The organism is Streptomyces sp. MGP-P1 (assembly GCF_057766565.1).
On sequence record NZ_JBYMEM010000007.1, the window covers coordinates 2371096 to 2396882 of the forward strand.

The window sequence follows — 25787 nt, forward strand, 5'->3', positions numbered from 1 at the left end:
GACCCTCCCCCGACAGTCCGGCGGACCCCGCAAGGGGAGGGTCGGCGGGGCCCTGGGGTCTTCTCTTCTCAGCTTCGAGTTCTTCAAGGAACGAGCCATGTCCAAGACGGCATACGTGCGCACCAAGCCGCACCTCAACATCGGCACCATGGGCCACGTCGACCACGGCAAGACCACCCTCACCGCCGCCATCACCAAGGTCCTCAGCGAGCGCGGCGGCAGCTCCACCTCCTACGTGTCCTTCGACCGGATCGACCGGGCCCCCGAGGAGGCCCAGCGCGGCATCACCATCAACATCGCGCACGTCGAGTACGAGACCGACACCCGCCACTACGCACACGTCGACATGCCCGGACACGCCGACTACATCAAGAACATGGTGACCGGCGCGGCGCAGCTCGACGGGGCGATCCTCGTCGTCTCCGCGCTCGACGGGATCATGCCGCAGACCGCCGAGCACGTCCTGCTGGCCCGTCAAGTGGGCGTCGACCACATCGTCGTCGCCCTCAACAAGGCCGACGCGGGCGACCCCGAGCTGACCGACCTGGTCGAGCTGGAGGTCCGCGAGCTGCTCTCCGCGCACGGGTACGGCGGCGACACCGTCCCCGTGGTCCGGGTCTCCGGGCTCAGGGCGCTGGAGGGCGACCCACGGTGGACGGCGGCGATCGAAGGGCTGCTGGACGCCGTCGACACGTACGTACCGATTCCGGTGCGCTACACCGACGCGCCGTTCCTCCTGTCCGTCGAGAACGTCCTGACCATCACCGGCCGGGGCACCGTCGTCACCGGCGCCGTCGAGCGCGGCACCGTCCGCGTCGGCGACCGGGTCGCGGTGCTCGGCGCGGACGTCGAGACGGTCGTCACCGGTCTGGAGACCTTCGGCAAGCCAATGGAGTCCGCCGAGGCCGGGGACAACGTCGCGCTGCTGCTGCGCGGGGTGGAGCGCGACCGGGTCCGCCGCGGCCATGTCGTGGCCGCGCCCGGCAGCGTGGTGCCGAGCCGCCGGTTCACCGCCCAGGTGTACGTCCTGTCGACGAAGGAGGGCGGCCGGTCGACCCCGGTGACCACCGGATACCGGCCGCAGTTCTACATCCGTACGGCGGACGTCGTCGGCGACGTCGACCTCGGCGAGTCGGCCCTCGCGCGCCCCGGCGACACGGTCACGATGACCGTGGAGCTGGGCCGTGACGTGCCACTGGAGTCCGGTCTCGGCTTCGCGATCCGCGAGGGCGGCCGCACGGTCGGCGCGGGCACGGTCACCGCGCTGCTCTGAGCACCACCACTGCCCGCCACCCCCGCCCCGGGGGTGGCGGGCAGCGGTGCGCGAGAGGCGACAATGGAGGCGTGAACGAGCCGATACCCGTCATCCGCGAGGTCGACCGCGGCACCGCCCGGCTGCTGCCCGACGTGGACCGCGACCGGGCCTGGCTGCTCACGGTCGACGACGCCCCCCAGTCCTACGTCGACCTCGACGACCCGTCCCACCTGGAGTTCGAGTACGTGCGCCGGCTCGCCCACGTCGTGGACGGCGCGACCGGGCCGGGCGAGCCCCTGGACATCCTGCACCTGGGCGGCGGGGCGCTGACCCTGCCGCGCTACGTGTCGGCGACCCGCCCCGGATCGCGCCAGGACGTCGTCGACGCGGACCACGAGCTGCTGCGGCTGGTCCGGGACCACCTGCCGCTGCCCGAGGGCGGCGGCATCTCCCTGCACGCGGCCGACGCCCGGGAGCGGCTGGAGGCGGCGGCGCCCGCCTCCGCCGACCTCCTGATCGCGGACGTCTTCGGCGGCTCCCGTGTTCCGGCGCACCTGACCTCCGTCGAGTACGCGCGGGCCGCGGGCCGGGCGCTGCGCGGGGACGGGATCTACGCCGCCAACCTGGCCGACAGCGCGCCGTTCGCCTTCCTCCGCTCCCAGCTGGCGAACTTCGCCGCGGTCTTCCCGGAACTCGCGCTGATCGGGGAACCGGCCGTGCTGCGCGGGCGGCGCTTCGGCAACGTCGTCCTGCTCGCCTCCTGCGAGCCCCTCGACGTGGCCCCGCTCGTCCGCGCCTGCGCCGCCGACGCCTTCCCCGCACGGGTCACCCACGGACCCGCGCTGACCCGGTTCATCGGCAGGGCCCGCCCGGTGGCGGACGTGGACGCGGTCGCCTCGCCCGAACCGCCCGCCGGAGCCTTCAGCGTCGGCTGAGGCTCCGGCGGGCGGTTCGGGGGCGGGAACGGACGGGGCGCGGCCGGTCAGCCGGTGGGCTCACCGGAGAGGCGGACCGTGCTCAGGATCTTCTGGATGGTGGTGTCCGGAAGCTCGTCCTTGACGCCGGCGGCGGCGTAGAGGACCCAGGTCGAGAAGTCGCCCTTGGAGTTCTTGAAGGAGAAGGCGATCGACTTCCCGTCGCTGTCGCACTTCTCCTTGTTGGCGAGGCCCAGCGCGGTGCCCTGCACGACGCTGCCGGAGAGACCCGACTCGGTGGTGAACGCCTTGGGTTTGCCGGTCTTGACCTTGGTCTTGGGGTCCAGCTGGGCGTAGGCGGCCCACACCCAGTTGGCAGCCTCGATCCTCGCGGCCTCGTCGGTGCTCTTGGCGCCCTGGGCGCCCTTCGTCCCGACGCCGGCCAGCCCGGTGTCCTCCTCGCTGCCGTCCCCGTCGGAGTCGTCGACGCACCACTTGCTCTTGTAGTAGGCGGGTGCGGAGAAGCCGGCGACCGGCTTGCCGGTGGGCTCCTTGGCGTCCTCGAATCCGGAGAACATCCCCGAGCTCGCGACCTCCCAGTCACCGGGAACGTCGAACTGCGTACCCCACTTGGGGTTGGTGACGACCTTCCAGCCCGGAACGACCGGCTTGGGGTCGCTCTCGGAGCCCCGCGGGTTCTCCGCGGGCGGTGCGGAGCCGGTGTCCGCCTCGCTGGGCTTGGCGCTCGGCGACGCGGACTTCTTGTCGTCGGCGACGGTCCTGCCGTCGTCGTCCTTGCCGAGCACGAGGAAACCGGTGACGCCCGCCGCGACCACGACCGCGGTCGCCGCGACGATCGCCACGATCGTCGTCTTCTTCTTGTCGTCGCCGGGCTTCGGCCCGCCGGGCGGACCCGGGACGGCGTACTGCGGCACCGTCGGCTGCTGGTAGGGATTCGGCTGCTGGTACCCGGGCTGCCCGGCGGGCGGTCCCTGCGGGTACCCGTAGCCCGGCTCCGTGGGCTGCCCCGGCTGGCCCTGCGGCGGATATCCCGGTTGCTGATAGGGATTCGGCTGCTGGTACCCCGGCTGCTGGTACGGGTTCTGATTCTGGTCCTGCGGGTTCTGCTCGCCCCCGGGCGGCTGCGTTCCTGGCCACATGGCCAGTAACCATAGATGGGCCGTCCGGCCACTTCTACGGCCGCCCTGTCCCAGAGCCGTCACAAGGGGATGGCCAAACGGTGCTACTGATGAGTAACCTTCGGGCATGAGCGCTGAACAGATGACCGTGGGCGAGATGCTCGTCGCGACGGTCCCGATGGCCCGCACCCTCGACCTCGACTTCCTGGAGACGACCCCGGAGCGCGCCGTCGTCCGGCTGCCCGACCAGGCGCAGTACCACAACCACCTCGGCGGACCCCACGCCGGAGCGATGTTCACGCTCGCCGAGTCCGCCAGCGGCGCGATCGTCATCGCCGCCTTCGGCGACCAGATGTCGCGCGCCGTGCCGCTCGCCGTGAAGGCGGAGATCGGCTACAAGAAGCTCGCCAAGGGCGAGGTCACGGCGACCGCGACCCTCGGCCGCCCCATAGCCGACGTCGTCGCCGAGCTGGACGCCGGACAGCGGCCGGAATTCCCCGTCGCCATCGAGATCCGGCGCGCCGACGGCGCCGTCACCGGCGAGATGACCGTGGTGTGGACCCTGCGCCCCAACAGCTGAGAGGTCCCGGCGGCTGAGAATCGGCCGTACGCATCCGGGCCGCCGCCCCTCCCCGAACACAGGAGGGGCGGCGGCCCGGTGCGCTGTGCTGCCAGGTCCGGGCCTCAGCCCCCGTGCGCCTCGCGGTGGGCCTTGGCCAGCTCCACGTACCCGGCCGCGTTGAAGCGGATGCCCTCCAGCTCCTCGACGGTCAGCGGCCGCCTCACCTTCGCGGGCACCCCCGCGACGAGCGAGCCCGGCGGCACCCGCATCCCCTGCGGCACCAGCGCCTGCGCCGCGACCAGCGAACCCGCCCCGATGTGCGCGCCGTTGAGCACCGTGGCGCCCATTCCCACCAGCACGTCGTCCTCGATCACACAGCCGTGCAGCACCGCGTTGTGGCCGACCGAGACCCGAGCGCCCACGGTGAGCGGGAAACCGGGGTCGGTGTGCGCGCTGCAGTTGTCCTGGATATTGCTGTCGGGGCCGAGCGTGATGGGACCGCAGTCGGCCCGCAGCACGGCCTGGTACCAGACGCTGGAGCCCGGGGCGAGCGTGACCTCGCCGATCACCACGGAGGTCGGGGCCACGAACGCGTCCACGTCGATGTCCGGCTCCTTGCCGCCCATGCCCGTGATCAACGCCTGCTCCGCCATCGCCTGCTCCTTCGCGCCGGTGTGGTGCTCCTGGGCCTTCCCGCCGAATCGTCGGATCCGCCGGACCGGGCCGCCTCACACGGTAGGGGACGGCTCCCCGCGCACGCCGCCCGGTGGGGCGAACATCACAGGTCATCGCACGGGTCGCCCACCGCGCCGCCGACTACCGTGAGCGCGTGCCGAAGAACCGAAACGCGTTCTCCTTCCTCTCCCGCCGGCCGCGCCGTGCCGCCTCCCGCGCGGTCCACCTCGGCTGGGCCTGGGCACAGCGGGTGGGCGCGGTCACCGCCGAGCACCCCGGGCGGCTGCGGTTCCGCGCAATCGGCACGGGGACCCGGCTCGCCTTCCCGCAGGGGACCGTCTTCGGGGAGCCGTGGATCGAGCTCGGCGCGCACTGCGTCATCGGCGAGCAGGTCACGCTCACGGCCGGGATGATGCCGGACCTGGACCTCGGCCCCGACACCGTCCTCACGCTGGGCGACGGCGTGGTGCTGGGGCGCGGCAGCCACGTGATCGCGGACACGACGGTGACGATCGGCCCCGACACGTACTGCGGCCCGTACGTCTACATCACCTCGACCAACCACAGCTACGACGACCCGCACGAGCCCGTGGGCAAACAGTGGCCCCGGATGGAACCGGTGGCGATCGGGCCCGGCTGCTGGATCGGCACCGGCGCGGTGATCCTGCCCGGCGCCCGGCTCGGCCGGAACGTCGTGGTCGCCGCGGGCGCTGTCGTCCGGGGCGAGGTGCCCGACCACGCCGTGGTCGCGGGGGCCCCCGCCCGCGTCGTCCGCAGCTGGGACCCGGAGAAGGGCTGGCAGCCGCCCCTGCGCACACCGGCGCCCGTGCCGATCCCCGAGGGCGTCACGCCCGAACAGCTGCTGGCCCTCGCGGAGCTGGACGAGGCGCGCGAAACGCCGTAGGGCGGCGGTGGCGGCACAGCCCGCCGGACGCGGGAAACACACCGTACGGCGGTGCAATATTCTTGACCCCGGCATGCGCCGTACACGACTCCGCACTCAGCACGTCGCACCCGGTACGGCGCACTCCGCCACCCGAACTCCGCCATCCACCGCAGGGACGGTACGTGCCCGACCTCGACCAGCTCACCCAGTCGCTGGCCCGCAACCTCAAACGCTGGCGGGGGGAGCGCGGCTTCACCCTCGACGCCCTCGCGGCCCGCGCCGGGGTCAGCCGCGGGATGATCATCCAGATCGAGCAGGCGCGGACGAACCCGAGCGTCGGCACCACCGTCAAACTGGCCGACGCGCTCGGCATCAGCATCACCACCCTCCTCGAACACGAGCAGGGCGCCCAGGTCCGGCTGGTCCCGGAGAGCCGGGCCGTCCGCATATGGTCCACCGGGGCGGGCAGCTCCAAGACACTCCTCGTCGGCGCCGAGGCCCGCGGCCCGCTCGAACTGTGGACCTGTCGGCTGATGCCCGGAGAAGGCACCTCCTCCGACCCGCACCCCGAGGGCACCGTCGAACTCCTCCACGCGACCGAGGGCGAACTGACCCTGGTCGTCGACGGCCGCACCCACCTCGTCCCCGCCGGAACCTCCGCCACCTTCGAGGCGCACGTGCCGCACGGCTACCGCAACGAGGGCTCCGAACCGTCCGTGTTCACCATGGCCGTCGCCATCCCGCCCGTCCGCTGAGACGCCTGGCCGGACCCGACCCCGCCGCTGTTAGCGTGAGTGCCATGCGCGCACCCATCGGTACCTTCGAGGACGCCGCTCCCGCCGCGGAACGGCTCGACCTGCTCCCCGCCCCCGTCGTCACGGCCCTGACCGCCGGCTGGGGCGATTTCACCGCCGAGCAGGTCATCCACGTCGACAGCGACCCGGCCGTCGCCGACACCGCGGTCTTCGCCGAGCACTACGGCGTGGAACTGCTGGACTCCTCGGCCAACTGCGTCGTCGTGGCGGGCAAGCGCGGCCAGGACGTCACCCTCGCCGCCTGCGTGGTGCTCTCCCGCACCCGGGTCGACGTCAACGGGGCGGTCCGCAGACACCTCGGCGCCCGCAAGGCCTCGTTCGCCTCGATGGACACGGCGGTCGGCGAGAGCGGCATGGAGTACGGCGGCATCACCCCGATCGGCCTGCCCGCCGCCTGGCCCCTCCTGCTGGACCCCGCCGTGGTGGACGAGGAATGGGTCCTGATCGGCAGCGGCAGCCGACGCGGCAAGCTCATCGTCCCCGGCAAGGCGCTCGCTGCCCTCCCGGGCGCCGTCCTCGTCGAGGGCCTCGGCGTCTGAGCCGCTCTTCGCGGGCGCCTCAACGTCCCATCGGGCGGCCGGACCGGTGCTCCGTGAGCCAGTCCGTGGCGAAGTCGACGGCGGGGCGCAGCCGGACGAGCCTGCAGTCGGCCGCGCCCACGCGTCCCGCGCGTACGGCACCGTCCGCCGCGGCATCCTCGAACGCCGCGCCCAGGGCGGCGAAGTCCCCGTCGTCCAGGGCGACATCCTCGTAACCCCACCACCGGCGCACCCCCCGCGACGTCACCACACAGCGGTAACCCCGGCGCGGCGGACCGGGCATCCGGTACTCGCCCAGATGGAACGCCGTACACGTGGCGTAGCCGGTGCCGAGCAGCAGGATCCGGGCATCCGCCTCGTACAGCCGGGCCAGCGGCGAGTCCTCCCCGAGATGGCAGTCCGCCCGGTGCCCGGCGAGCAGGCGTGCCGCGTCCGGGCCGAGCGCCGCGAACGAGGTCTGCGGATGCGCGCTGCGCCCGGCCCCCGGAGCCGTCCGTACGGTCTCGGCCAGCGCACCCATCGACGGCGCGGGGGTCAGCGCCGGGTCGTACGGCTCCATCGAGGCCCGCACGGCGTCGACGGCCCCCGCGTCCAGGCCCCGTACCCGCTCGCGGTAGTGCGGGGAGGTGTCGGAGTTCTCCGGGGTGAAGGAGGGGACCACCAGGGTCCCCTCCGGCCCCACGGCCCGGCGCAGCGCGCCCAGCACGCCCCGGGCGCCGTCCGAGACCGGTCCCAGCGAGCGCAGCGAGGCGTGCACCAGGAGCACGTCGCCGGGCCGCACGCCCAGCGCGGTCAGAGCTGCCGTCGTCCGGGCCCCGTCGAGCACGTCCGCGTCGAGTACGTCGTCCACGGCGGTGATTCTTCCCGTCCCGGGGCGTCCCGCACACCCGGTCCGCTCAGGCGGGCCCGCCCAGCCGCGGGATCTCGATCGCCGGGCACCGGTCCATGACCATGTCCAGCCCCGCCGCGCGCGTCCGCCCGAAGGCGTCCGGGTCCACGACGCCGAGCTGGAACCACACCGCCTTCGCGCCCACCGCCGCCGCCTCGTCCGCGACCGCGCCCGCCAGCTCGCTGTTGACGAACACGTCCACCACGTCGACCGGGAAGGGGATGTCCGCGAGCGAGGCGTACCCCTGCTCCCCGTGCACCGTCTCGGCCTTCGGGTGCACGGGAACCACCCGCTTGCCGAACCGCTGGAGGACCTCCGCCACCCCGAAGGCCGCCCGGGAACGGTTGCCGGACAGGCCCACCACCGCCCAGGTGTCGCCCGTCTCCTGGAGAATCCGCCTGATCGTCGCGGGGTCCGCGTACGAGTCCGCCGCGCTGCTGCCGTCTGCGTTCATGCCGGGACAACCGACGAGCCCCGCCCGCTCATTCCCGCCGGAACCCGCCCTCGCGGCAGCGCATAGGGTGGACGGATGCAGGAGCAGTACCGGACCGTCGCCCGCGCGGGTGTGCACGAATGCGAGATCAACCGATCCCGTTTCCTCTGCTCCCTCGCCCCCGCCGCCACCGAACCAGAAGCGCAGGACTTTCTCGCCCGCGTCCGCAAGGAGCACCCGACCGCCTCCCACAACTGCTTCGCGTACGTGATCGGCGCCGACGCATCCGTACAGAAGGCGAGCGACGACGGCGAACCCGGCGGGACCGCGGGCGTCCCGATGCTCCAGATGCTCATGCGGCGGGAGGTGCGGTACGCCGTGGCGGTCGTCACCCGCTACTACGGCGGGGTCAAACTCGGCGCGGGCGGGCTGATCCGGGCGTACGGGGGAGTGGTCGGCGAAGCCCTGGACGCGCTCGGCACCCTCACCCGGCAGCGCTTCCGGCTCGCCACGATCCGGGTCGACCACCAACGGGCCGGAAAGCTGGAGAACGACCTGCGGGCGACCGGGCGGGACGTCCGCGAGGTGCGGTACGCCGAGGCTGTCACCATCGACATCGGGCTGCCGGACGGCGACGTCGAGGCGTTCACCGCCTGGCTGGCCGACGCGACGGCGGGGACCGCCGTGCTGGAGCTGGGCGGCGAGGCGTACGGCGACGTGTGACGGCGACCGGTGATGGCGCCGACGTGCGAACGCGCGATGAGGGCAATCCCACGGACACCGAAATCATGATCGATGCGGGTTCGGCGGCCCGGCGGCGATAGCGTGGTCGGTGCCGAGCGGGATCACGGGCCGCCGGTGCGCGGCCCACGGGGTGGAGGACGACGACGATGCAGGCCACAACCGGCGCGATGACGATGCCGCCCGCGACGGGCGGGACGGCCGGGCAGGCCGCGATCGGCGGGACGGCGACGCGGGCCGCGACCGGCGGAGCGACGGCGCCGACCGGATCCGCCGGAGCGATGGCGTGAGGATCCTGCACACCTCGGACTGGCACCTGGGCCGGTCCTTCCACCGCGTCTCCCTCCTCGACGCCCAAGCCGCCTACCTCGACCATCTCGTGGCGACCGTCCGGGAACGCGAGGTGGACGTCGTCCTCGTCGCGGGCGACGTCTACGACCGGGCCGTGCCGCCGCTCACCGCCGTCGAGCTGTTCGACCGCGCGCTGCACCGGCTCGCCGCCGCCGGCGTTCCCACCGTCATGATCTCCGGCAACCACGACTCGGCCCGCCGGCTCGGCGTCGGCGCCGGGCTCTTCGAGCGGGCCGGGATCCACCTGCGGACCGACCCGGAGAACTGCGCCACCCCCGTCGTGCTCGCCGACGACCACGGCGACGTGGCGTTCTACGGGCTTCCCTACCTGGAACCCGCCCTGGTCAGGGACGTGCTCCGGGCGGACAGGGGCGGTCACGAAGCGGTCCTCACCGCCGCGATGGACCGGGTCCGCGCCGACCTCGCCACCCGCCCGAAGGGCACCCGCTCCGTCGTCCTCGCGCACGCCTTCGTGGCGGGCGGGGAGCCCAGCGACAGCGAACGCGACATCACCGTCGGCGGGGTCGCGGCGGTCCCGGCCGGGGTCTTCGACGGCGTCGACTACGTGGCCCTCGGCCATCTGCACGGCTCCCAGCGGGTCACGAGCCGCGTCCGCTACTCCGGCTCCCCGCTCGCCTACTCCTTCTCCGAGGCCGACCACCGCAAGACCATGTGGCTCATCGACCTCGACGGCGACGGGGACATCGCGGCCGAGGAACGGATCGACTGCCCCGTGGAGCGGCCCCTCGCCCGGCTCCGCGGCCGGCTCGACACCCTCCTGGAGGACCCCGCCCTGGACCGCCACGAGCACGCCTGGGTCGAGGCCACCCTCACCGACCCTGCGCGCCCCGCCGAACCCATGGCCCGCCTCGCCCGGCGCTTCCCCCACACCCTCAGCCTGGTCTTCGACCCCGAGCGGCCCCCCGACGACCCGGGGGCGTCCTACGCCCAGCGCCTCCAGGGCCGCGACGACCACCAGATCGCCGAGGACTTCGTCGCCCACGTCCGCGGCGGCAGCGGCCCCAGCGACCTCGAACGCACCGTGTTGCGCGCCGCGTTCGACGACGTACGGGTCGACGAGACCGTGCGCGAGGTGTCCCGGTGAGACTGCACCGCCTGAGCATCACCGCCTTCGGTCCGTTCGGCGCCACCCAGGAAGTCGACTTCGACGCCCTCTCCTCCGCCGGGCTCTTCCTGCTCCACGGACCCACCGGCGCCGGGAAGACCTCCGTCCTGGACGCCGTCTGCTTCGCCCTGTACGGGGCCGTCCCCGGCGCCCGGCAGAGCCCCGGCGCCTCCCTGCGCAGCGACCACGCGCCGGCGGACCTGCCCACCGAGGTCCAGCTGGAACTGACCGTCGGCGGCCGACGCCTCGAAGTCACCCGCAGCCCCGCCCAGCCCCGCCCGAAGAAGCGCGGCGACGGCTTCACCCTGGAGAAGGCCCAGAGCCGGCTGCGCGGCCATGACCCCGAGCGCGGCTGGCAGGCGCTCAGCAAGTCGCACCAGGAGATCGGCGAGGAGCTGACCCAGCTCATCGGCATGAGCCGGGACCAATTCTGCCAGGTGGTGCTGTTGCCACAGGGAGATTTCGCCCGCTTCCTACGCGCGGACGCCGAAGCCCGCGGCAAGCTCCTCGGCCGGCTCTTCGACACCCGCCGCTTCGCCGCCGTCGAGGAACGCCTCGCCGAACTGCGCCGGGGCGCCGAGGCCAGGGTCACCGCCGCCGACGAGCGGATCCTCGCCCTCGCCCAGCGCATCGCCCAGGCGGCCGGACCCGTCGGGGCCGAGGCCACGCCGATCGCCGCCCGGCCCGGCGAACCAGGTCTCGCCGAGGCCGTCCTGGAGTGGGCCGCCATCGCCCGGTCCACGGCCCGCGAACGGCTCGACATCGCCCACTGCGTCCTGACCGGGGCCGAGGGCCGACAGCGCGCGGCACGCCACGCCCTGGACACCGAGCGCGAACGCGCCCGCCTCCAGCAGCGGTACGAGGAGACCGTGCGGCGCGCCGCGGCCCTGGAGGAGCGGCGTCCCGAACACGACCGCTGCCAAAAGGAGTTGGAGCGCGCCCGCAAAGCCGATCGGGTCGCTCCGGCGCTGGAGCTGCGCGAGGAGGCGGAGCGGGCGTACCTGGCCGCGAGCGAGGGTCTCCACCGGGCCCGGTCGCTGCTGACTCCGGAACTCTCCGACGCGGGCGCCGAGCGACTGGCCGAGCTGGGAAGGAAGTTCCAGCAGGAGCTGTACGCACTCGACGCGGCGCGACAGGCCGAGGAGCGCAGTGCGCGGATCGACGGGGAGCGCGCCCGGCTGAACCGGGAGGCCCAGGCGGACGACGAGCTGATCCGCGAGGCGGACGCGTGGCTTGCCGACTGGGACATCACCCGTGCGGCCCTCAAGGGACGTATCGACGCCTCGCAGGAGGCCGCCACCCGCGCCGAGCAGCTCGCCGGACTCCTCGCCCCGGCCCGCCGCCGCCTGGACGCGGCGGGCCGCCGTGACGCGCTCGCCACCGACGTACAGCAGGCCGAGGAGCGGCTCACCGCCGCACGTGAGCAGGAGCTGGACGCCCGCACATCCTGGCTCGACCTGCGCGAACGCCGACTGCGGGGCATCGCGGCCGAGCTGGCCGCAGGTCTCGTCACGGGCGAGCCCTGCACGGTCTGCGGGTCGGCCGAACACCCGGCCCCCGCCAGCCCCGGCGACGGCCATGTCGACCGGGCGACGGAGGAGAGGGCACTGGACGCCCAGCGGTCCGCCGAGGAGACCCGCGCCCGTACGCAGCAGCAGCTCGGACTCGTACGCGAACGGCACGCGGCGGCGGAGAATCAGGCTCTGGGGGACGATGCCGCCGCAACCGCCACCGTGGCCGAACTCGATGCGCTGGTAGACCGGTTGGTCGACGAGCACGCCGAGGCCCACCGGCTCGCCGCCGGGACGAACCCGGCGCGCGAGGCCCTCACCACCGCCGAGCGCGAGCACGCCGAGCGGCTGGAACAGCGGCAGGAAGCGCACAGCCGGATCTCCGCTCGCACCGCCGCGCGCGAGGCCCTCGATGCCGAACAGACCCGCCTGGCGGAGCAGATCGCCGCCGCCCGGGGAGAGTCGCCGTCCGTCGCTGAGCACGCGGAGCGGCTGACCCGCCGCGTGGCACGCCTCGCCGACGCCGCCGAGGCCGTACGCGCCGAGCAGGAGACGGCCCGGCGGCGCAAGGAGGCCGACGACCGGCTCTCCGACGCGGCGTTCCGGGCCGGCTTCGACACCCCGGAGGCCGCCGCGGCGACGCTCCTCGACGCCGCCGCCCAACGCGACCTCCAGCACCGCATCGACGCCTGGCAGGCCGAGGCCGCCGCGGTCGCCGACCGCCGCGCCGAACGCGACGCCCGCGAGGCCGCCGAGCAGCCGCCCGCTCGACCAGCGGTAGCTCAGGGCGAGTTCGAGACAGCGGAGTGGCTGCTGCGCGAGGCGACCTCCGCATATGCCGCCGCCGACGAGCGCTGCGGGGAGCTGGCCCGGCTCTCCGGTGAGGCAGCCGAAGAGGTGCGGCGGCTGGGCCCGGTGCGCCAGGAGTACGAGCGGATCGCCCGGCTCGCGGGTCTGACGGCGGGCACCTCCGCCGACAACGAGCGCAAGATGCGGCTGGAGGCGTACGTCCTGGCCGCCCGCCTCGAACAGGTGGCGGCCGCCGCCACCGCACGGCTCCAGCGGATGTCCTCCGGCCGCTACACCCTGGTCCACTCCGACGCCCGCACCGGCGGACGCCGAGCAGGGCTCGGGCTGCATGTGGTCGACGCCTGGACCGGCAGCGAACGGGACACCGCGACGCTCTCCGGCGGGGAGACGTTCTTCGCCTCGCTGGCGCTGGCGCTGGGCCTCGCCGACGTCGTGACCGAGGAGGCCGGTGGCGTACGCCTGGACACCCTCTTCATCGACGAGGGGTTCGGCAGCCTCGACGACCAGACCCTGGACGAGGTGCTCGACGTGCTGGACTCCCTGCGGGAACGGGACCGCAGCGTCGGCATCGTCAGCCATGTGGCCGACCTGCGCCGCCGGATCCCGGTCCGGCTGGAGGTGGTGAAGGAGCGCCAGGGCTCCTTCGTCCGCCACCGCCTGTGACCGGCCCGGCCACGCGGACGCCCCGCCGGGTCAGCGGCCGATCGCGCGGCGGGGGAGCGGCGAGGAGTACACGACGCTGGTGGTGACGGAGCCCAGCGCGCCGATCCGCCCGGTGGTCTCCTCCAGATGCCTCATCGAACGGGCCGTGACCTTGAGGACGAAACAGTCGTCGCCCGTGACGTGGTGGGCCTCGATGATCTCCGGCGTGGTCTCCAGGAGATCGTGGAAGGGCTTGTAGTTCCCGTTCGGGTAGCGCAGGCGCACCAGGGCGAGAAGGGGCAGCCCGAGCCGTTCGGCGTCGACCACCGCCGTGTACCCGCTGATCACCCCCAGCTCCTCCAGCCGGCGCACCCGCTCCGTCACGGCGCTCGGGGACATGGCGACGGCGCGTGCGATCTCGGCGAAAGTGGCACGGCCGTCGCGCTGGAGGACGTCGAGGATGCGCCAGTCAGTGGCGTCCGGGGAATAGTCGGTCACTGGGCCGAGACAACAGGGAAAACCTCGGCGAATCAAGAGGAGTGCCGGGGAATCCTCCTTCCCGGTCCCGTTCCGCGGCCATAGATTCGTGGTCATGACCTCGCACCCCACGGCCACGGCCGCCAACCCCGTCCTGAGCGTCGCGCCCGCTTCTCCCGCTGCGGCGGCGGCCTACTTCGGCGCTTCGCTCGCCTTCCACGCAGACGTCTCCGACGTCGCCTCCACGCTGGCCGCCGACGACGATCCCGGCTTCGTCGTCCTGGACAGCCGCTCCACCGCTTCCTGGGACCAGGGACACGTGCCCGGCGCGGTGCACCTGCCCACCGCGCTGATCCCCGAGCAGGCGGCGGCACTGCTGGACCCGGCCGTCCCCGTCATCACGTACTGCTGGGGGCCGGGCTGTAACGGAGCGACCCGCGCGGCCCTGGCCCTCGCCCAACTGGGCTACCAGGTCAAGGAGATGCTCGGCGGATTCGAGTACTGGGTGCGCGAGGGATTCGCCTTCGAGACCCCGGAGGGCGTCGAGCGGCGCGGCGCCGACCCGCTCACCGCGCCGGCCGACGCCGCCGACTGCGGCTGCTGAGACCGGTGCGCGGGCGGAGGGTGGCACGGTTCGACGGTCGCCCGGCCCCCCGGGTCGGGGTCAGCGCGGTTCGGCGCCCGCCGGCGCGGCGAACAGGGCCCCGGCCTCCGCCCCGGCGGGAAGCCCGCTGCCCTGGCCGTCGCCGACCTCCACCACCCGCCGGACGCCGTCCTCGCGCAACGCCAGGTCGGTGGTGGCCCAGCGCAGCCCGAGGCGGCCCACGGCCTCCCGCGCAGAGGCCGGTCCGGGCACGGACACCGGGCCCGGAGTGCCGGGGTGGGCGGTGACGGGCACCGCCTCCCCGTCCACCCACCACACCCGCGCGTCATGATCGAGCAGCGCGATCCGCCCGTCGGCAGCACGCGCCGCCGCGAGCTCGGCGGCGAACTGCGGATCGGGCCGGGAGAGCCGCAACGGGTCGGAGCGGAAAAGGAATCCGTTCCGCTCGCTCATGCCCTTCATGACGCGCTGCCCACTTTCCTCGATCTGATCTCCTCGATCAGATGTCCTGGATCACAGCCGCGACAGCTCGTCCACCAGATCGTCCAGGCCCAGCGACCCCTGGGAGAGCGCCGCCATGTGCCAGGCCTTGAGGTCGAAGGCGTCGCCGTGCGCGGCGCGCGCGTTCTCCCGGCCGAGCAGCCAGGCGCGCTCCCCGAGCTTGTAGCCGATGGCCTGGCCCGGCATCGACAGATAGCGGGTCAGCTCGCTCTCCACGAAGTCGGCGGGACGGCCGCTGTGGTTGCCGAAGAACTCCTGGGCCAGACCGGGTGTCCAGCGCTCGCCCGGGTGGAAGGGGGAGTCCGCGGGAATCTCCAGCTCCAGGTGCATGCCGATGTCGACGATCACCCGGCAGGCGCGCATCATCTGCGCGTCCAGATAGCCCAGCCGCCGTTCCGCGTCGGGCAGGAAGCCCAGCTCGTCCATCAGCCGCTCCGCGTACAGGGCCCAGCCCTCGGCGTTCGCGCTGACCATGCCGATCGACGCCTGGTAACGGGAGAGGCTGTCGGCGACGTGCGTCCACTGAGCGATCTGCAGGTGGTGGCCGGGAACGCCCTCGTGGTACCAGGTCGATACCAGGTCGTACACCGGGAACCGGGTCTCGCCCATGGTGGGCAGCCAGGTGCGCCCCGGGCGGGAGAAGTCCTCGGAGGGGCCGGTGTAGTACGGTGCGGCGGCCCCGCCGGGCGGCGCGATGCGGGACTCCACCTTCCGGACCCGTTCGGCGAGGTCGAAGTGCGTGCCGTCCAGCGCCTCGATCGCCTCGTCCATCAGACCCTGGAGCCACTCGCGGACCTCGTCCACGCCCTCGATGTGCTTGCCGTGCACGTCGAGGTGGGCGAGCGCCTCCCAGGGGCCGGCCCCGGGCAGGATCTTCTCGGCCTCGGTCCTCATCTCGGCGAGCAGCCGGTGGTACTCCGACCAGCCGTACGCGTACGCCTCGTCGAGATCCAGGTCGGTGCCGTTGTACAGCCGCGACCAGAGGGCGTAGCGCTCCCGGCCCACCGGGTCCGGTGCCCCCTCGATGCCCGGGGCGTACACGTCGCGCACCCAGTCACGCAGGGAGAGGACCGAGGCACTCGCCAGCCGTGCGGCCTCGTCCAGCTCCGCCCGCAGCGACGCGGGGCCGGGGGCGACGAACTCCGCGAAGAACGCCGTGCCCTCGCCCTCCCCACCCCACTCCGTGAGCTGACCGACGAACGTGGCGGTCGCGCGGGGACCGCCGTACAGCTTGCGCTCCAGGCCGAGCGCGAGCGAGGCGCGGTACCCCTCGTGCGCGGCGGGCACCGCGCGCAGCCGGTCCACGACCGCCGCCCAGTCCTCGTCCGTCGCGGTCGGCGTGAGGGTGAAGACCTCGGTGATGCTGTGGGCCGGCGACTGCAGGTTGGAGACCGTCCGCAGCCCCTCCTCGGCCTCGTGCACGGCGAGTTCCGCCGTCAGGCGTTCCCGCAGCAGGCGTCCGCAGCGTCGTTCGGATGCGCTGTCGGCACCGGGACGCAGCTCGGCGGCGTCCAGCTCCCGCAGCGTGGCCCGGATGAGGTCGGCGACCGCGGCCTGACCCGAGGGTGAGAAGTCGGGCAGCCGACGCGAGCTTTCGGACACACCCAGATAGGTGCCCGTGATGGGGTCGAGTTCGATGATGGCGTCGACGTAGGCGTCGGCGACCTGACGGGGCAGCGCGCTGCTCGAAGTGTCTGACATGCGGACATCCTCGTACGGCGGTGGCCTCTTCGTCATCATCGGGGCCCCGGGGCGTCCGAAAGACGATCACTTCCAGCGCTTCCGGTGGGCGTCGCCGGCGCCTCCCGGGCACCTCTCCGGTACTCAGCTCCCGGCCGGAGGCAGCAGCGGCCCGCAGTCCCACTGCTGGAAGATCAGCCGGGTGTCCACCCGGGCCACCTCCCGCCGCGAGGTGAACTCGTCCAGCACCAGCCGCTGCAGATCAGCCGCGTCGGCCACCGCGACCTGCACCAGGTAGTCGTCGGGGCCGGTGAGGTGGAAGAGCGCACGCGACTCCGGCAGGGACCTGACCCGGTCGACGAACGGCCCGATGAGCTCCCGGCGGTGCGGCCGGACCTGCACCAGGAGCAGCGCCTGGAGACCCCGGCCGAGCTTCGCCGGATCGAGGCGCAGCTGGTCCCCGAGGATCACTCCGGAGCGGCGCAGCCGGGCCACCCGGTCCAGGCAGGTCGAAGCGGCCACGCCGACCTCGGCCGCGAGCTCCCGGTACGTGGTCCGCGCATCGTTCTGCAGCAGCCGTAGAATCTGCAGATCTACCGGATCGAGAGCGACGGAATCGGACATGTGGCGAACGTAGCACGGGGCTTTGCCCCTACGAACCGGTAACTGTTCAGAGTGACGGCATGGACAACGAAGTCTCGATGACGCCCCCTGCCCCCACCCCGTCCAGGGCTCTCGCCACCGAAGCCGTGCACGCCGGACGCGACGACCTCGCCTCCCTCGGTCTGCACGCCCCGCCGATCGACCTGTCCACCACCTACCCCTCCTACGACTCGCGCGGCGAGGCGATGCGGATCGACGCCTTCGCCACCACCGGGGCCCGACCCGACGGCCCGCCCGTCTACGCCCGGCTGGACAACCCCACCACGGGCCGTTTCGAGACGGCGCTCGCCCGGCTGGAGGGCGCCGAGAGCGCGGTCGCCTTCGCCAGCGGGATGGCGGCGCTGACCGCGGTCCTCCTCGCCCGCGCGAGTCAGGGGCTGCGCCATGTCGTCGCGGTCCGCCCGCTCTACGGCTGTAGCGACCATCTGCTCGGCGCCGGGCTGCTGGGCACCGAGGTGACCTGGACCGACCCGGCGGGCATCGCCGACGCCATCCGCCCGGACACCGGGCTCGTGATGGTCGAGACGCCGGCCAACCCGACGCTGGCCGAGATCGACATCCGGGCCGTCGCCCACGCCTGCGGAACCGTCCCGCTGCTGGTCGACAACACCTTCGCCACCCCCGTCCTGCAACGCCCCGTCGAACACGGCGCGCGGATCGTCCTGCACAGCGCCACCAAGTACCTCGGCGGCCACGGCGATGTCATGGGCGGCATCGTCGCCTGCGACGAGGAGTTCGCCGCCACGCTGCGCCAGGTGCGGTTCGCCACCGGGGGAGTACTGCATCCGCTGGCCGGCTACCTCCTGCTGCGCGGCCTGTCCACGCTTCCGGTGCGCGTACGGGCGGCCTCCACGAGCGCGGCCGAACTCGTCCGCAGGCTCACCGTCGACCCGCGCATCGCCCGGGTGCACTACCCGCGGATCGGCGGCGCGATGATCTCCTTCGAGGTGTACGGGGACCCGCACCGGGTGATCTCCGGGGTGCGGCTCATCACGCCCGCCGTCAGCCTCGGCAGCGTGGACTCGCTGATCCAGCACCCCGCCTCCATCAGCCACCGCATCGTGGAGGAGGGGGACCGGCGGGCTTCCGGCGTCGGCGACCGGCTGCTGCGGATGTCGGTCGGCCTGGAGGACGTCGAGGACCTGTGGGCCGACCTGTGCCAGGCGCTCAGCGACGGGCCCCTTCCGTCGGCGCAGCGGGAAGGGCGGACCCTTCAGTCGTCAGCCGGTCAGTCGTCAGCCGGGCGGTGATGACGAGCGTGCCCTCCTCGATCTGGTAGTCGAGGGGCAGCTCCAGCGCGCGCATCGCCGCCACCATGCCGGTGTTGTGGGACTGCGTGACGGCGTACACGCTGTCGCAGCCCGCCTCCACGGCGAGGGCCACCAGGCGGCCGAGCAACTCGGAGCCGATGCCCCGGCGCTGCCAGCCGTCCTCGACGAGGAGGGCGACCTCGGTCTCGTCGCCGTCCCAGAGGAGATGGCCCAGCGCCACCAGCTTGCCCGAGGCCGTCTGCACCGCCAGGGTGCGGCCGAAGCGGGGGACAGCAGGTGGTCGAGATAGCGGTCCGCGTCCGCGACCGGACCGTGGTAGCGCAGGCCCAGGGTGCGCTGCGAGCAGCGGTCGTGCATGGCGCGGGCCGCGGCGAGATCGCCGTGGTCCGCGCGGCGCACGGTGATCTCGTTGCCCTCGGGCAGTGTGAGGACGTCCTCGCTGCGCGGCACCCGCGGGCCGAGCCGGGCGTCGAGCTCGACCAGGGCACGCGCCCGCGCGAACTCGGTGGGCGTGAACGGCAGATAGGGCCGCTCGACGGAGATCACCCCGCCGGACGGGTCCCGCAGCCGCATCACCGTCTCCTCCAGCACGCCCTCGATCGGGGCGCCCTCCTCGTTCGGGCGGCCGGTGACGGAGACGGCGGGCAGCGAGTGGATGGTGCACCGGCCGAGCAACTGGCGCAGAGCGAGCGGCAGCTCGGCCGCGTCGAGCGCCGTCCGGGTGGCCAGCGACAGCACCCGGGTCGGAATGTCGACCAGGTCGTGGGCGTCCGCCCGCTCGATCCACGTGGACGTGCCGCCGGCGGCCGCGATCTCCCGGGACAGCTCCTGCGCCCGGAGCGAGGCCGGGGCCCGCAGCAGGAACTCGTCGACGGTCCCCCGCGCCAGCGGGTGGGTCCCCAGGGTCAGGATGTCCACCCGGAGCCCGGCGAGGGCCACGCACAGCGCGGCCAGACTCCCCGGGGCGTCGCGCACGGTCGTCCGCATCCGCCACAGGGCGGTCTCCTCGGCACCGGTCACCCTGCCCGCACCGCTGCCTCCGGCCCCGCCGGCCGACCCGTCCCGTGCCCCGTGCACCGCCGCGTCCGCTCCGCCCGGCGCGGAGCCCCCCTCGCCGGACGGGGGAGCGTGGCTGTGCCGTCGCGCCCACCAGGTGTGGAACGCCGCCGTGGCCACCAGCGCCACCGCCGACGCGACGAGCAGGTAGGGCCCGTCCGGCTGGTGTCCGATGAGGTTGGCGATGGCGTCGGCCACGGCCACGGCGGTGAACAGGGCGGCCAGTTCGATCAGGTCCCGCCGCCAGTGGTGCGGACGGCGGGCGCTCTTCGCGGAGGTCACATCAGTCATATCCTCACTGTGAACGAACGGTGTTGCCTGATCACGAACGCCCTGTGACTGATGGGTTACGTGTTGATCTGGTCGCTATCGTCGTTTTCAGTCAGATTCCGTGGAACCCTCCGCCACGGCAGGGAACGTCGCGAGCAGCCGGGCGGCCTGACGGGCCGTCTGGGAGGAGCCCTTGCGTCCCGCCGTGGCCGCGAGCCCCGCTATCGGCGGGATCCCGCCCGTACCGCAGCGTTCGGCGCACTCGGCCGCCACGGACAGCAGGTCGCCGAGTCCCCGCGGCGTCTTCCCGTACGCCAGGAGACCCGGCAGCATCGCGGCCAGCACGGTCAGCACCGTCCGATACGCGCCGGTGGCGGCCGCCGTGCCGAGCGCGTCGGCCGTGCGGTTCACCTTCACCAGGTCGCGGTCGACCAGGATCGCCAACTCCCGCCCGAGCGACGCACCGTCCAGCCGGCCTCCCGCGGCCAGCACGAGCAGGGCGTCCACCGCCGACGTCCGGTCCTCGGGGTGCCGTGCGCCGAGACCGTAGGCCAGCGCGAGATGTGTCGCACCGCCCACCTCGCCCGCGCTCTCCGCCAGGGCCGGCAGGAACCCGGCGGCTCCCCGCTGCCCCTGGTCGGCGGCGAACAGGAGGTCCGGCATCAACCAGGCGGCCAGCGTCTCCGGATCCTCGGGCAGGGTGGCCGTCCAGTGCGAGGACCGCTCGGGTCCCCAGTGGTAGCACTCCTGGGCCCGGGGGAGCTGCGCCCGGCCCAGCCAGTGGAAGGCTTCCGGGAACTCATGCCGGATCACCGGTCGCTCCCGGGTCGCCAACAGCACCTGACGGGCCCCCGTCGTCGTCCGCTGCCACCAATTGCCCGCGGACGGGCGGGAGACGGTGGTCGCCGGATGCCGGATCACCGGGGCCACCGGCTCGTCGGCACGGATCCAGGCGGCCAGCCGTTCGCCCTCGCCGGTGCCCAGTGCCTCGGCCGCCGCGGCGACGTCCGCCCCTTCGGGGCCGCCGCCCCGGCGGACCCGCAGCAGGGCCTGGCCGAAGTCGGCGGGGCCGGGACGGGCGCCCAGCTCCCGATACGTCCGCAGCCGTTCCACGAGCTCGGCCGCGTCGATCGCCCCGGTGTGCCAGTCCGGCGTGGCCAGCAGGAACGGAACCTCCTCGACCGCTATCGCCTCCGCCGCCTCCCACGCCCGGTCGAGCAGCACCCCGTTCAACGCGGCATGGGCACAGGCGTCCGCCCCCTTCACGGTCGTCTTCGCCCGCCACGCGGCCCTGTCCCGTTCGGAGACCAGGCCCAGCAGCGAGGCCACCACGACGGAGAGCCCGTGCGAGGTCGAGATGGACCGAGGATCGATCATGTACGGAGACAGGCCGTTCTCGACGAAGTGCACACCGGCCAGGGCCTCCCGCAGGGATGCCGTCAGTTCCTCCCGGTCGGTCCGGGCCAGCCGGACGAGGCCGTCGAGCGCCCGCTCGAAGCCGGTGACCCCGGCCGAGGAAGCCATGACGGCCGACGCCGGGATCCAGCGCTCCGACGCATGCGCCTTCACCCGCGCGGCCACTTCCTCGACGAGCTCGGCCACCGTCCCCGGCGCGGGCTCCTGACGCCGCAGCACCGGCGCGGCCGGCAGGAACTCCTCGTACGCCTCGGGTGCTTCCTCCTCCACCGGGCCACCGAACAGGGCGGCGACCGTCTCCCGGTGCAAGGGGCCCAACTGTGCGGCGGCGGAGGCCAACTCCTCCCGCACCCGCGGGCCGGCGACGGCGGGGAGATACCGTGCGACCAGCTTCAGGGACCGCTCCTGGACGTCGATGCCCTCATGGCCGAACGCCTCGGCGACCGCCGGAAGAAGCTCGTCCGCCGCCGAGGCGTCCCGGCGCAGCGCCTTGCCCAGCAGGGTCAGCTGGGCCCGTACCAGCTTCTTCTCCTGCCGGAAGAGCACGGCGCCCGACACGTCCGCCAGCTCCCGGGTGGACAACACGCCCCGCGCGTCGAGCCGTACGAGCACCTGCTGGGCGTGCGAGGCGACCGGGGTGATCCCGTCCGCCGCCATCGCCGTCCAGTCCCGCAGATGCCGCTCCTCCTCTTCCTCCGTCGTCCCCAGCCGCAGGAGAACGGCCAGGAAGAACCGCTGATCGACGGATCTGCCACCGCGCATCAGACGGATCACGCACCGCTCCACCAGGTGCGCCCGGTCCAGCGCCCCCTCCTCGACCAGCGCGCACAGAGCTCCGGGCCAGGTGTCCCGTGCATCCGGCGCGTCGTAGAAGTCGACCTGAGGCGGCAGCTCCGGCATCTCGAACAAGCGGGCCGCCAGCGCGGGGGAGTGCGGGTCCTCCCGCAGGATCTCGGTCAGGGGGCGGCGGGTCCGGCCGCGCCAACGCGCCGTGCTGACCAGCTCGCTCCAGCCCACGACCAGGTTGTCCGTGACGGGGAGAGGGACCTGGGCGAGCCGCGTCAGCTCGCCGACGAAGGTGTACTCCGCGTCCGAGAGGGCCGCGCGCTCGGCGAACCGGTGGGCGAGATCGCCCAGCCACGCCGGATCGCGGTCCTTCAGCGAAGCGAGGATCAGCGGATACGGAGAGCGGGCCCAGTCGCGCAGATCACGGCCCCCGATCCAGGCGGCGCACCCTGCCGCCCCGGTGTGACAGCCCGCGCCTGCCACCAGCAGCGCCTTGCGGATCTTGTCCCGCCGCTGCCAGTCCCAGCTCCGCACCTCCTTGCGCAACTCCTTCAACCCGGCGAGGGCGGCGCGGCGGCCGGGCCGATCCAGACCGAGCACCAGCGGCGGTACGTCGTGGTGGCGTCCCGCCCGTACGGCGGTGAGCAGCTCGTTCATCGCAGGCCTCCGGCGGCCTTCGCACCCCGGCGGACCATGCGCACCGCGAGCGCGTGTTTGCACGGCCCTCGCCGCCCCCGGTAGTCCGCCCACCACTGACAGGTGCAGCTGACCTCGGAACCGCTCTCGCGCACCTGGTAGCGCCGGTCCCCGGAGGCGACCGTCGCCCGCGCACCGTCGAGGGACACCGCGCCCCCACCGGCCAGCCTGCGGGCGGCCACGAGACGCGGGTTGTGCCGCTCCGCCCGGTCCGCGTCGTACGGCAGTTCCCGGTGGAAGTACGCGGCGTCCGCCAAGTCGTAGCCGACCCGGCCCGCCGTGCCGAGCCGGGTCAGCGCGGCGCGCACCCGCTCCACGCCCAGACCCGCCTGCTCGGCCAGCGAAGCCGGTTCGATCCGGGGCTCCCAGGCGAGCAGCACCGACACCAGCTCGGCATCGGCCGCCGCGTCATCCGTGGCCAGCGCCTCCAGGACGCCGCCCTCGCCCGAGAATCCCCGGGAGGAGTCGGGGGAGAGCGTCAGCGTGAGCCGCATCCCCGGCAGCACCACCTCCCAGGCACTCGCCGCCGCCGCGCCGTCGGCCACCGGCCCGTACACCCGCAGGGCCGTCGCGTCGCGCAACACCCGCTGCAACGCCACCAGCCGCTCGGGGCCCGGCAGGCACACCGCGCCCGGGACGGGGCGGGTCGTCGGGCGCAGAGACCCTCCCGACGCCACCACCCACCGGGCGCCGCGTGCCGCACGGCCCGAGGACGGGGAGCGGGGCAGCGAACGGAGGAACGCCACCGCCTGCGCCGCTGTCAGCTCGGCCCGCAGATCGAACCCGGCCGAGGCGACCTGCGCCTCGGCGAAACCGCGCAGCCACCGGTCGGGAAGCGGCACCTTCTTCTCCACCACCGGACCGTCGAGGGTGGTCACGGCCAGCTCCTCCGGACCCACCCGCAGATGCAGCGGATCGTCCGCCGTTATCCGCGAGAGCGCCTCCCGCAGCGGAGGGTTCACGTCCACGTTCGTCGTTCCGTGGCCCGTCTCCCGGCCGTCCAGGCCCTCCTGGAGCACGTCGAGGCGTGCGTACACCCCGCAGCAGCCGGAGAACGACTCAAAGCGCAGCCGGTCGCCGTTGCCCGTCACCACCGGGTCCAGGGAGGCGGGCAACGCGCGCTGGTAGTAGCGGGCGGCGGCCACGTCCGCGACCGCCAGCAGCCCGCGTGCCGCTGTCCGCGGCGCGGCGAGGAAGCCCGCGAAGAACCGCGGGTGCGCCTCCGCTCCGCGCGGGGTGAGACCCCCCGCGGTCTCCAGACCGAGGGACGGCCCCACCTGCGATGACGTCAGGGAGGACGGGCGTGCGTAGGCCAGGGCCTGAACGGATCGGGTCATGAGAAAAAGCGTAGGACCCACCACTGACAACGCACCTTGCCCCGACCCCGGTTCACTGCCCGACGCGGCCCGGCCGGAGCACCTTGGAGAACAGCACCGCTCCGCCCTCGGCCCGCAGCCGCACCGTCAGCTCCGCACTGTCGCCGTCGATCTCCACCTCGCCGAAATACTGCGGGGACTCCATCGGCGAGACATTGGCCCGGTCGGGAGCCCGCACGAAGACCCGGTCCGGGCCGAAGGTGCCGTCCAGCGCGTTGGCCGGGAAGCCGCCCGCCGCCAGCGGCCCCGAAACGAACTCCCAGAACGGCGCGAAGTCCTTGAACGCCGCCCGCTCCGGCGCGTAGTGCTGGGCCGAGGTGTAGTGGACGTCGGCCGTCAGCCACACGGTGCCTGTGATCCTGCGGTGCTTGATGAACCGGAGCAGTTCGGCGATCTGGAGTTCCCGCCCGAGCGGGGCCCCGGGATCGCCCTGCGCCACGGCCTCGAAGTCCGTAGCGCCGTCCGGGACCACGAGGCCGAGCGGCATGTCGGCGGCGATCACCTTCCACTCCGCCCGGGAGGCGGCCAGCGAGCGCTTCAGCCACCGCGCCTGCTCCTCGCCGAGGATGCCCGTCGTGTCATCGGCCTGCCGGCCCGGGGAGTTGGCGTCGCGGTACGAACGCATGTCGAGCACGAACACGTCGAGCAGCGGCCCGTGGTGCACGATCCGGTACATCCGCGAACGCCGCCCGGAACCGTGACCGGGCGCGAGCGGAACGTACTCGTGGAAGGCGCGCACGGAGCGTGCCGCGAGGATGTCCACGTTCTTCTCGGTGTAACGCGCGTCGTCGAGGATCTGGCCGGGGTACCAGTTGTTGCGCACCTCGTGGTCGTCCCACTGCACGACGGAGGGCACCTGCGCGTTGAAGCGGCGGACGTTCCGGTCGAGCAGGTTGTAGCGGAAGTTGCCCCGGTACTCGTCCAGCGTCTCGGCGACCTTCGCCTTCTCCTCGGTCATGACGTTGCGCCAGATCCGGCCGTCCGGCAGCGTCACGCTGGGCTCCAGCGGACCGTCGGCGTAGATGCTGTCGCCGCTGCACAGGAAGAAGTCCGGGTCCAGCCGGCGCATCTCCTCGTACACGCGGTAGCCCCCGATGTCCGGGTTGATGCCCCAGCCCTGCCCCGCGATGTCGCCGGACCAGAGGAACCGCACCCCGGTGCGTCGCCGGGCCGGGGCGGTACGGAAGGTCCCGTACACCGGTTTGCCGGTACGTCGTGGATCGGCCGGATCGGCGAGCGTCACCCGATAGTGCACCTGTTCGCCCGCGGGCAGGCCGTACAGCGGTGTGGTTCCGGTGAAATCCGTACCGGGGCCGATCGACGGCCCGTTCCACCTGCGGACCCGCCGGAACGACTCGGTCGCCGAGGTCTCCACCAGCATCCGGGCCGGCCGGTCCGAGCGCACCCACAGGAGCGCCGACGAGGCGGTGACGCCGCCCACCTGCACACCCCACGACGCCTCGGGCCGCCCCGCCAGGTGCAGCGCGGGCGCCGCCGAAGCGGTCGCGGGGGAGAGGGCGACCGCCGCCGGGGCGATCAGCGAGCCGCGCAGGACGGCACGGCGGCCGTGCGAGGGAACACGCGGACGGTGCGGACGGTAGGACATCGGAGCGCCTCCAGGGAGGTGGGCGGGCGGTGCGCCGTTCGCGAGAGGACCGTGGACCGGCGCCGGTCTTCGCCCATGCCTAGCGCCCCGCGGCGGC

23 protein-coding genes and 1 pseudogene are annotated in these 25787 nt (G+C 73.4%); 12 read left to right on the plus strand and 12 right to left on the minus strand.

What is annotated here, in order from left to right; all coding sequences use genetic code 11:
• Window positions 1-97 precede the first annotated feature (97 nt).
• Window positions 98-1273 (plus strand): elongation factor Tu, encoded by a 1176-nt coding sequence (gene tuf, locus AC3CH1_RS32125; protein ID WP_488466070.1) that lies wholly within the window; start codon window positions 98-100, stop codon window positions 1271-1273.
• Between the two features lie 71 nt (window positions 1274-1344).
• Window positions 1345-2190, plus strand: a complete 846-nt coding sequence (locus tag AC3CH1_RS32130; protein ID WP_488466071.1) for a spermidine synthase — start codon at window positions 1345-1347, stop codon at window positions 2188-2190.
• 47 nt (window positions 2191-2237) lie between these two features.
• Here the strand turns inward: AC3CH1_RS32130 and AC3CH1_RS32135 are convergent, their stop codons facing one another.
• The gene (locus AC3CH1_RS32135) at window positions 2238-3329 is read right to left on the minus strand and encodes a DUF8017 domain-containing protein (protein ID WP_488466072.1); all 1092 of its coding nucleotides are present in this window, start codon (window positions 3327-3329) and stop codon (window positions 2238-2240) included.
• 121 nt (window positions 3330-3450) lie between these two features.
• On the opposite strand from AC3CH1_RS32135, the gene AC3CH1_RS32140 reads away from it, so the two are divergent.
• Complete coding sequence (locus tag AC3CH1_RS32140; RefSeq protein WP_488466788.1) at window positions 3451-3888, plus strand: DUF4442 domain-containing protein; 438 nt, start codon at window positions 3451-3453, stop codon at window positions 3886-3888.
• Window positions 3889-3992: 104 nt separating this feature from the next.
• Here AC3CH1_RS32140 and AC3CH1_RS32145 read toward each other — a convergent pair whose 3' ends face one another.
• Window positions 3993-4523, minus strand: coding sequence for a gamma carbonic anhydrase family protein (locus AC3CH1_RS32145; RefSeq protein WP_488466073.1), 531 nt, complete (start codon window positions 4521-4523; stop codon window positions 3993-3995).
• 176 nt (window positions 4524-4699) lie between these two features.
• On the opposite strand from AC3CH1_RS32145, the gene AC3CH1_RS32150 reads away from it, so the two are divergent.
• The 3 genes from AC3CH1_RS32150 (at window position 4700) to AC3CH1_RS32160 (ending at window position 6785) form a co-directional block, all read left to right on the plus strand.
• Window positions 4700-5449, plus strand: coding sequence for an acyltransferase (locus tag AC3CH1_RS32150; protein ID WP_488466074.1), 750 nt, complete (start codon window positions 4700-4702; stop codon window positions 5447-5449).
• A gap of 164 nt (window positions 5450-5613) precedes the next feature.
• Window positions 5614-6186 carry a helix-turn-helix domain-containing protein gene (locus AC3CH1_RS32155; protein ID WP_488466075.1) on the plus strand — a complete coding sequence of 191 codons (573 nt, stop codon included), beginning with the start codon at window positions 5614-5616 and terminating at the stop codon, window positions 6184-6186.
• 44 nt (window positions 6187-6230) lie between these two features.
• On the plus strand, window positions 6231-6785 hold the full coding sequence (locus AC3CH1_RS32160) for a YbaK/EbsC family protein (RefSeq protein ID WP_488466076.1): 555 nt from the start codon (window positions 6231-6233) through the stop codon (window positions 6783-6785).
• A 19-nt stretch (window positions 6786-6804) separates the two neighbouring features.
• Here the strand turns inward: AC3CH1_RS32160 and AC3CH1_RS32165 are convergent, their stop codons facing one another.
• Window positions 6805-7635 carry an AAC(3) family N-acetyltransferase gene (locus tag AC3CH1_RS32165; protein ID WP_488466077.1) on the minus strand — a complete coding sequence of 277 codons (831 nt, stop codon included), beginning with the start codon at window positions 7633-7635 and terminating at the stop codon, window positions 6805-6807.
• Window positions 7636-7681: 46 nt separating this feature from the next.
• The gene (locus AC3CH1_RS32170; protein WP_488466078.1) at window positions 7682-8128 is read right to left on the minus strand and encodes a CoA-binding protein; all 447 of its coding nucleotides are present in this window, start codon (window positions 8126-8128) and stop codon (window positions 7682-7684) included.
• 75 nt (window positions 8129-8203) lie between these two features.
• Here AC3CH1_RS32170 and AC3CH1_RS32175 point away from each other — a divergent pair, with 75 nt between their 5' ends.
• From AC3CH1_RS32175 to AC3CH1_RS32190, 4 genes are all read left to right on the plus strand, one after another.
• Complete coding sequence (locus AC3CH1_RS32175) at window positions 8204-8830, plus strand: YigZ family protein (protein WP_488466079.1); 627 nt, start codon at window positions 8204-8206, stop codon at window positions 8828-8830.
• 167 nt (window positions 8831-8997) lie between these two features.
• The gene (locus tag AC3CH1_RS32180) at window positions 8998-9138 is read left to right on the plus strand and encodes a hypothetical protein (RefSeq protein WP_488466080.1); all 141 of its coding nucleotides are present in this window, start codon (window positions 8998-9000) and stop codon (window positions 9136-9138) included.
• Window positions 9135-10304, plus strand: coding sequence for an exonuclease SbcCD subunit D (locus AC3CH1_RS32185; protein ID WP_488466081.1), 1170 nt, complete (start codon window positions 9135-9137; stop codon window positions 10302-10304). Before AC3CH1_RS32180 ends, AC3CH1_RS32185 begins: the two co-directional genes overlap by 4 nt.
• Complete coding sequence (locus tag AC3CH1_RS32190) at window positions 10301-13309, plus strand: AAA family ATPase (RefSeq protein WP_488466082.1); 3009 nt, start codon at window positions 10301-10303, stop codon at window positions 13307-13309. The genes AC3CH1_RS32185 and AC3CH1_RS32190 overlap by 4 nt, the downstream gene beginning before the upstream one ends.
• Window positions 13310-13339: 30 nt before the next feature.
• Here AC3CH1_RS32190 and AC3CH1_RS32195 read toward each other — a convergent pair whose 3' ends face one another.
• Window positions 13340-13786 carry an Lrp/AsnC family transcriptional regulator gene (locus tag AC3CH1_RS32195; RefSeq protein ID WP_488466083.1) on the minus strand — a complete coding sequence of 149 codons (447 nt, stop codon included), beginning with the start codon at window positions 13784-13786 and terminating at the stop codon, window positions 13340-13342.
• A gap of 94 nt (window positions 13787-13880) precedes the next feature.
• On the opposite strand from AC3CH1_RS32195, the gene AC3CH1_RS32200 reads away from it, so the two are divergent.
• Complete coding sequence (locus AC3CH1_RS32200; protein WP_488466084.1) at window positions 13881-14369, plus strand: rhodanese-like domain-containing protein; 489 nt, start codon at window positions 13881-13883, stop codon at window positions 14367-14369.
• Between the two features lie 60 nt (window positions 14370-14429).
• On the opposite strand, the gene AC3CH1_RS32205 is transcribed toward AC3CH1_RS32200, so the two are convergent.
• The 3 genes from AC3CH1_RS32205 to AC3CH1_RS32215 form a co-directional block, all read right to left on the minus strand.
• The gene (locus AC3CH1_RS32205; RefSeq protein ID WP_488466085.1) at window positions 14430-14822 is read right to left on the minus strand and encodes an ATP-grasp domain-containing protein; all 393 of its coding nucleotides are present in this window, start codon (window positions 14820-14822) and stop codon (window positions 14430-14432) included.
• Between the two features lie 60 nt (window positions 14823-14882).
• On the minus strand, window positions 14883-16571 hold the full coding sequence (locus AC3CH1_RS32210; RefSeq protein WP_488466086.1) for a DUF885 domain-containing protein: 1689 nt from the start codon (window positions 16569-16571) through the stop codon (window positions 14883-14885).
• A gap of 123 nt (window positions 16572-16694) precedes the next feature.
• Complete coding sequence (locus AC3CH1_RS32215) at window positions 16695-17174, minus strand: Lrp/AsnC family transcriptional regulator (RefSeq protein WP_018957866.1); 480 nt, start codon at window positions 17172-17174, stop codon at window positions 16695-16697.
• Window positions 17175-17233: 59 nt separating this feature from the next.
• Here AC3CH1_RS32215 and AC3CH1_RS32220 point away from each other — a divergent pair, with 59 nt between their 5' ends.
• Window positions 17234-18463, plus strand: a complete 1230-nt coding sequence (locus AC3CH1_RS32220; RefSeq protein WP_488466087.1) for a trans-sulfuration enzyme family protein — start codon at window positions 17234-17236, stop codon at window positions 18461-18463.
• Here AC3CH1_RS32220 and AC3CH1_RS32225 read toward each other — a convergent pair.
• The 4 genes and pseudogenes from AC3CH1_RS32225 to AC3CH1_RS32240 all read right to left on the minus strand — a co-directional run bounded on the left by AC3CH1_RS32225 (window position 18381) and on the right by AC3CH1_RS32240 (window position 25690).
• Window positions 18381-19822 (minus strand): annotated as a pseudogene (locus tag AC3CH1_RS32225) (GNAT family N-acetyltransferase). The gene AC3CH1_RS32220 and the pseudogene AC3CH1_RS32225 overlap by 83 nt on opposite strands.
• A gap of 96 nt (window positions 19823-19918) precedes the next feature.
• Window positions 19919-22669 (minus strand): DUF7825 domain-containing protein, encoded by a 2751-nt coding sequence (locus AC3CH1_RS32230; protein WP_488466088.1) that lies wholly within the window; start codon window positions 22667-22669, stop codon window positions 19919-19921.
• On the minus strand, window positions 22666-24045 hold the full coding sequence (locus tag AC3CH1_RS32235; RefSeq protein ID WP_488466089.1) for an SWIM zinc finger family protein: 1380 nt from the start codon (window positions 24043-24045) through the stop codon (window positions 22666-22668). The genes AC3CH1_RS32230 and AC3CH1_RS32235 overlap by 4 nt, the downstream gene beginning before the upstream one ends.
• 52 nt (window positions 24046-24097) lie before the next feature.
• On the minus strand, window positions 24098-25690 hold the full coding sequence (locus AC3CH1_RS32240; protein WP_488466090.1) for an alkaline phosphatase D family protein: 1593 nt from the start codon (window positions 25688-25690) through the stop codon (window positions 24098-24100).
• Between the last annotated feature and the right edge of the window lie 97 nt (window positions 25691-25787).

Bases quoted from the DNA above. Each gene is read 5' to 3' on its own strand.
- tuf (WP_488466070.1), top strand. From the start codon at position 98: ATGTCCAAGACGGCATACGTGCGCACCAAGCCGCACCTCAACATCGGC.
- AC3CH1_RS32135 (WP_488466072.1), bottom strand. From the start codon at position 3,329: ATGTGGCCAGGAACGCAGCCGCCCGGGGGCGAGCAGAACCCGCAGGAC.
- AC3CH1_RS32140 (WP_488466788.1), top strand. From the start codon at position 3,451: ATGACCGTGGGCGAGATGCTCGTCGCGACGGTCCCGATGGCCCGCACC.
- AC3CH1_RS32145 (WP_488466073.1), bottom strand. From the start codon at position 4,523: ATGGCGGAGCAGGCGTTGATCACGGGCATGGGCGGCAAGGAGCCGGAC.
- AC3CH1_RS32160 (WP_488466076.1), top strand. From the start codon at position 6,231: ATGCGCGCACCCATCGGTACCTTCGAGGACGCCGCTCCCGCCGCGGAA.
- AC3CH1_RS32170 (WP_488466078.1), bottom strand. From the start codon at position 8,128: ATGAACGCAGACGGCAGCAGCGCGGCGGACTCGTACGCGGACCCCGCG.
- AC3CH1_RS32175 (WP_488466079.1), top strand. From the start codon at position 8,204: ATGCAGGAGCAGTACCGGACCGTCGCCCGCGCGGGTGTGCACGAATGC.
- AC3CH1_RS32180 (WP_488466080.1), top strand. From the start codon at position 8,998: ATGCAGGCCACAACCGGCGCGATGACGATGCCGCCCGCGACGGGCGGG.
- AC3CH1_RS32200 (WP_488466084.1), top strand. From the start codon at position 13,881: ATGACCTCGCACCCCACGGCCACGGCCGCCAACCCCGTCCTGAGCGTC.
- AC3CH1_RS32205 (WP_488466085.1), bottom strand. From the start codon at position 14,822: ATGAGCGAGCGGAACGGATTCCTTTTCCGCTCCGACCCGTTGCGGCTC.
- AC3CH1_RS32210 (WP_488466086.1), bottom strand. From the start codon at position 16,571: ATGTCAGACACTTCGAGCAGCGCGCTGCCCCGTCAGGTCGCCGACGCC.
- AC3CH1_RS32215 (WP_018957866.1), bottom strand. From the start codon at position 17,174: ATGTCCGATTCCGTCGCTCTCGATCCGGTAGATCTGCAGATTCTACGG.
- AC3CH1_RS32220 (WP_488466087.1), top strand. From the start codon at position 17,234: ATGGACAACGAAGTCTCGATGACGCCCCCTGCCCCCACCCCGTCCAGG.
- AC3CH1_RS32230 (WP_488466088.1), bottom strand. From the start codon at position 22,669: ATGAACGAGCTGCTCACCGCCGTACGGGCGGGACGCCACCACGACGTA.
- AC3CH1_RS32235 (WP_488466089.1), bottom strand. From the start codon at position 24,045: ATGACCCGATCCGTTCAGGCCCTGGCCTACGCACGCCCGTCCTCCCTG.
- AC3CH1_RS32240 (WP_488466090.1), bottom strand. From the start codon at position 25,690: ATGTCCTACCGTCCGCACCGTCCGCGTGTTCCCTCGCACGGCCGCCGT.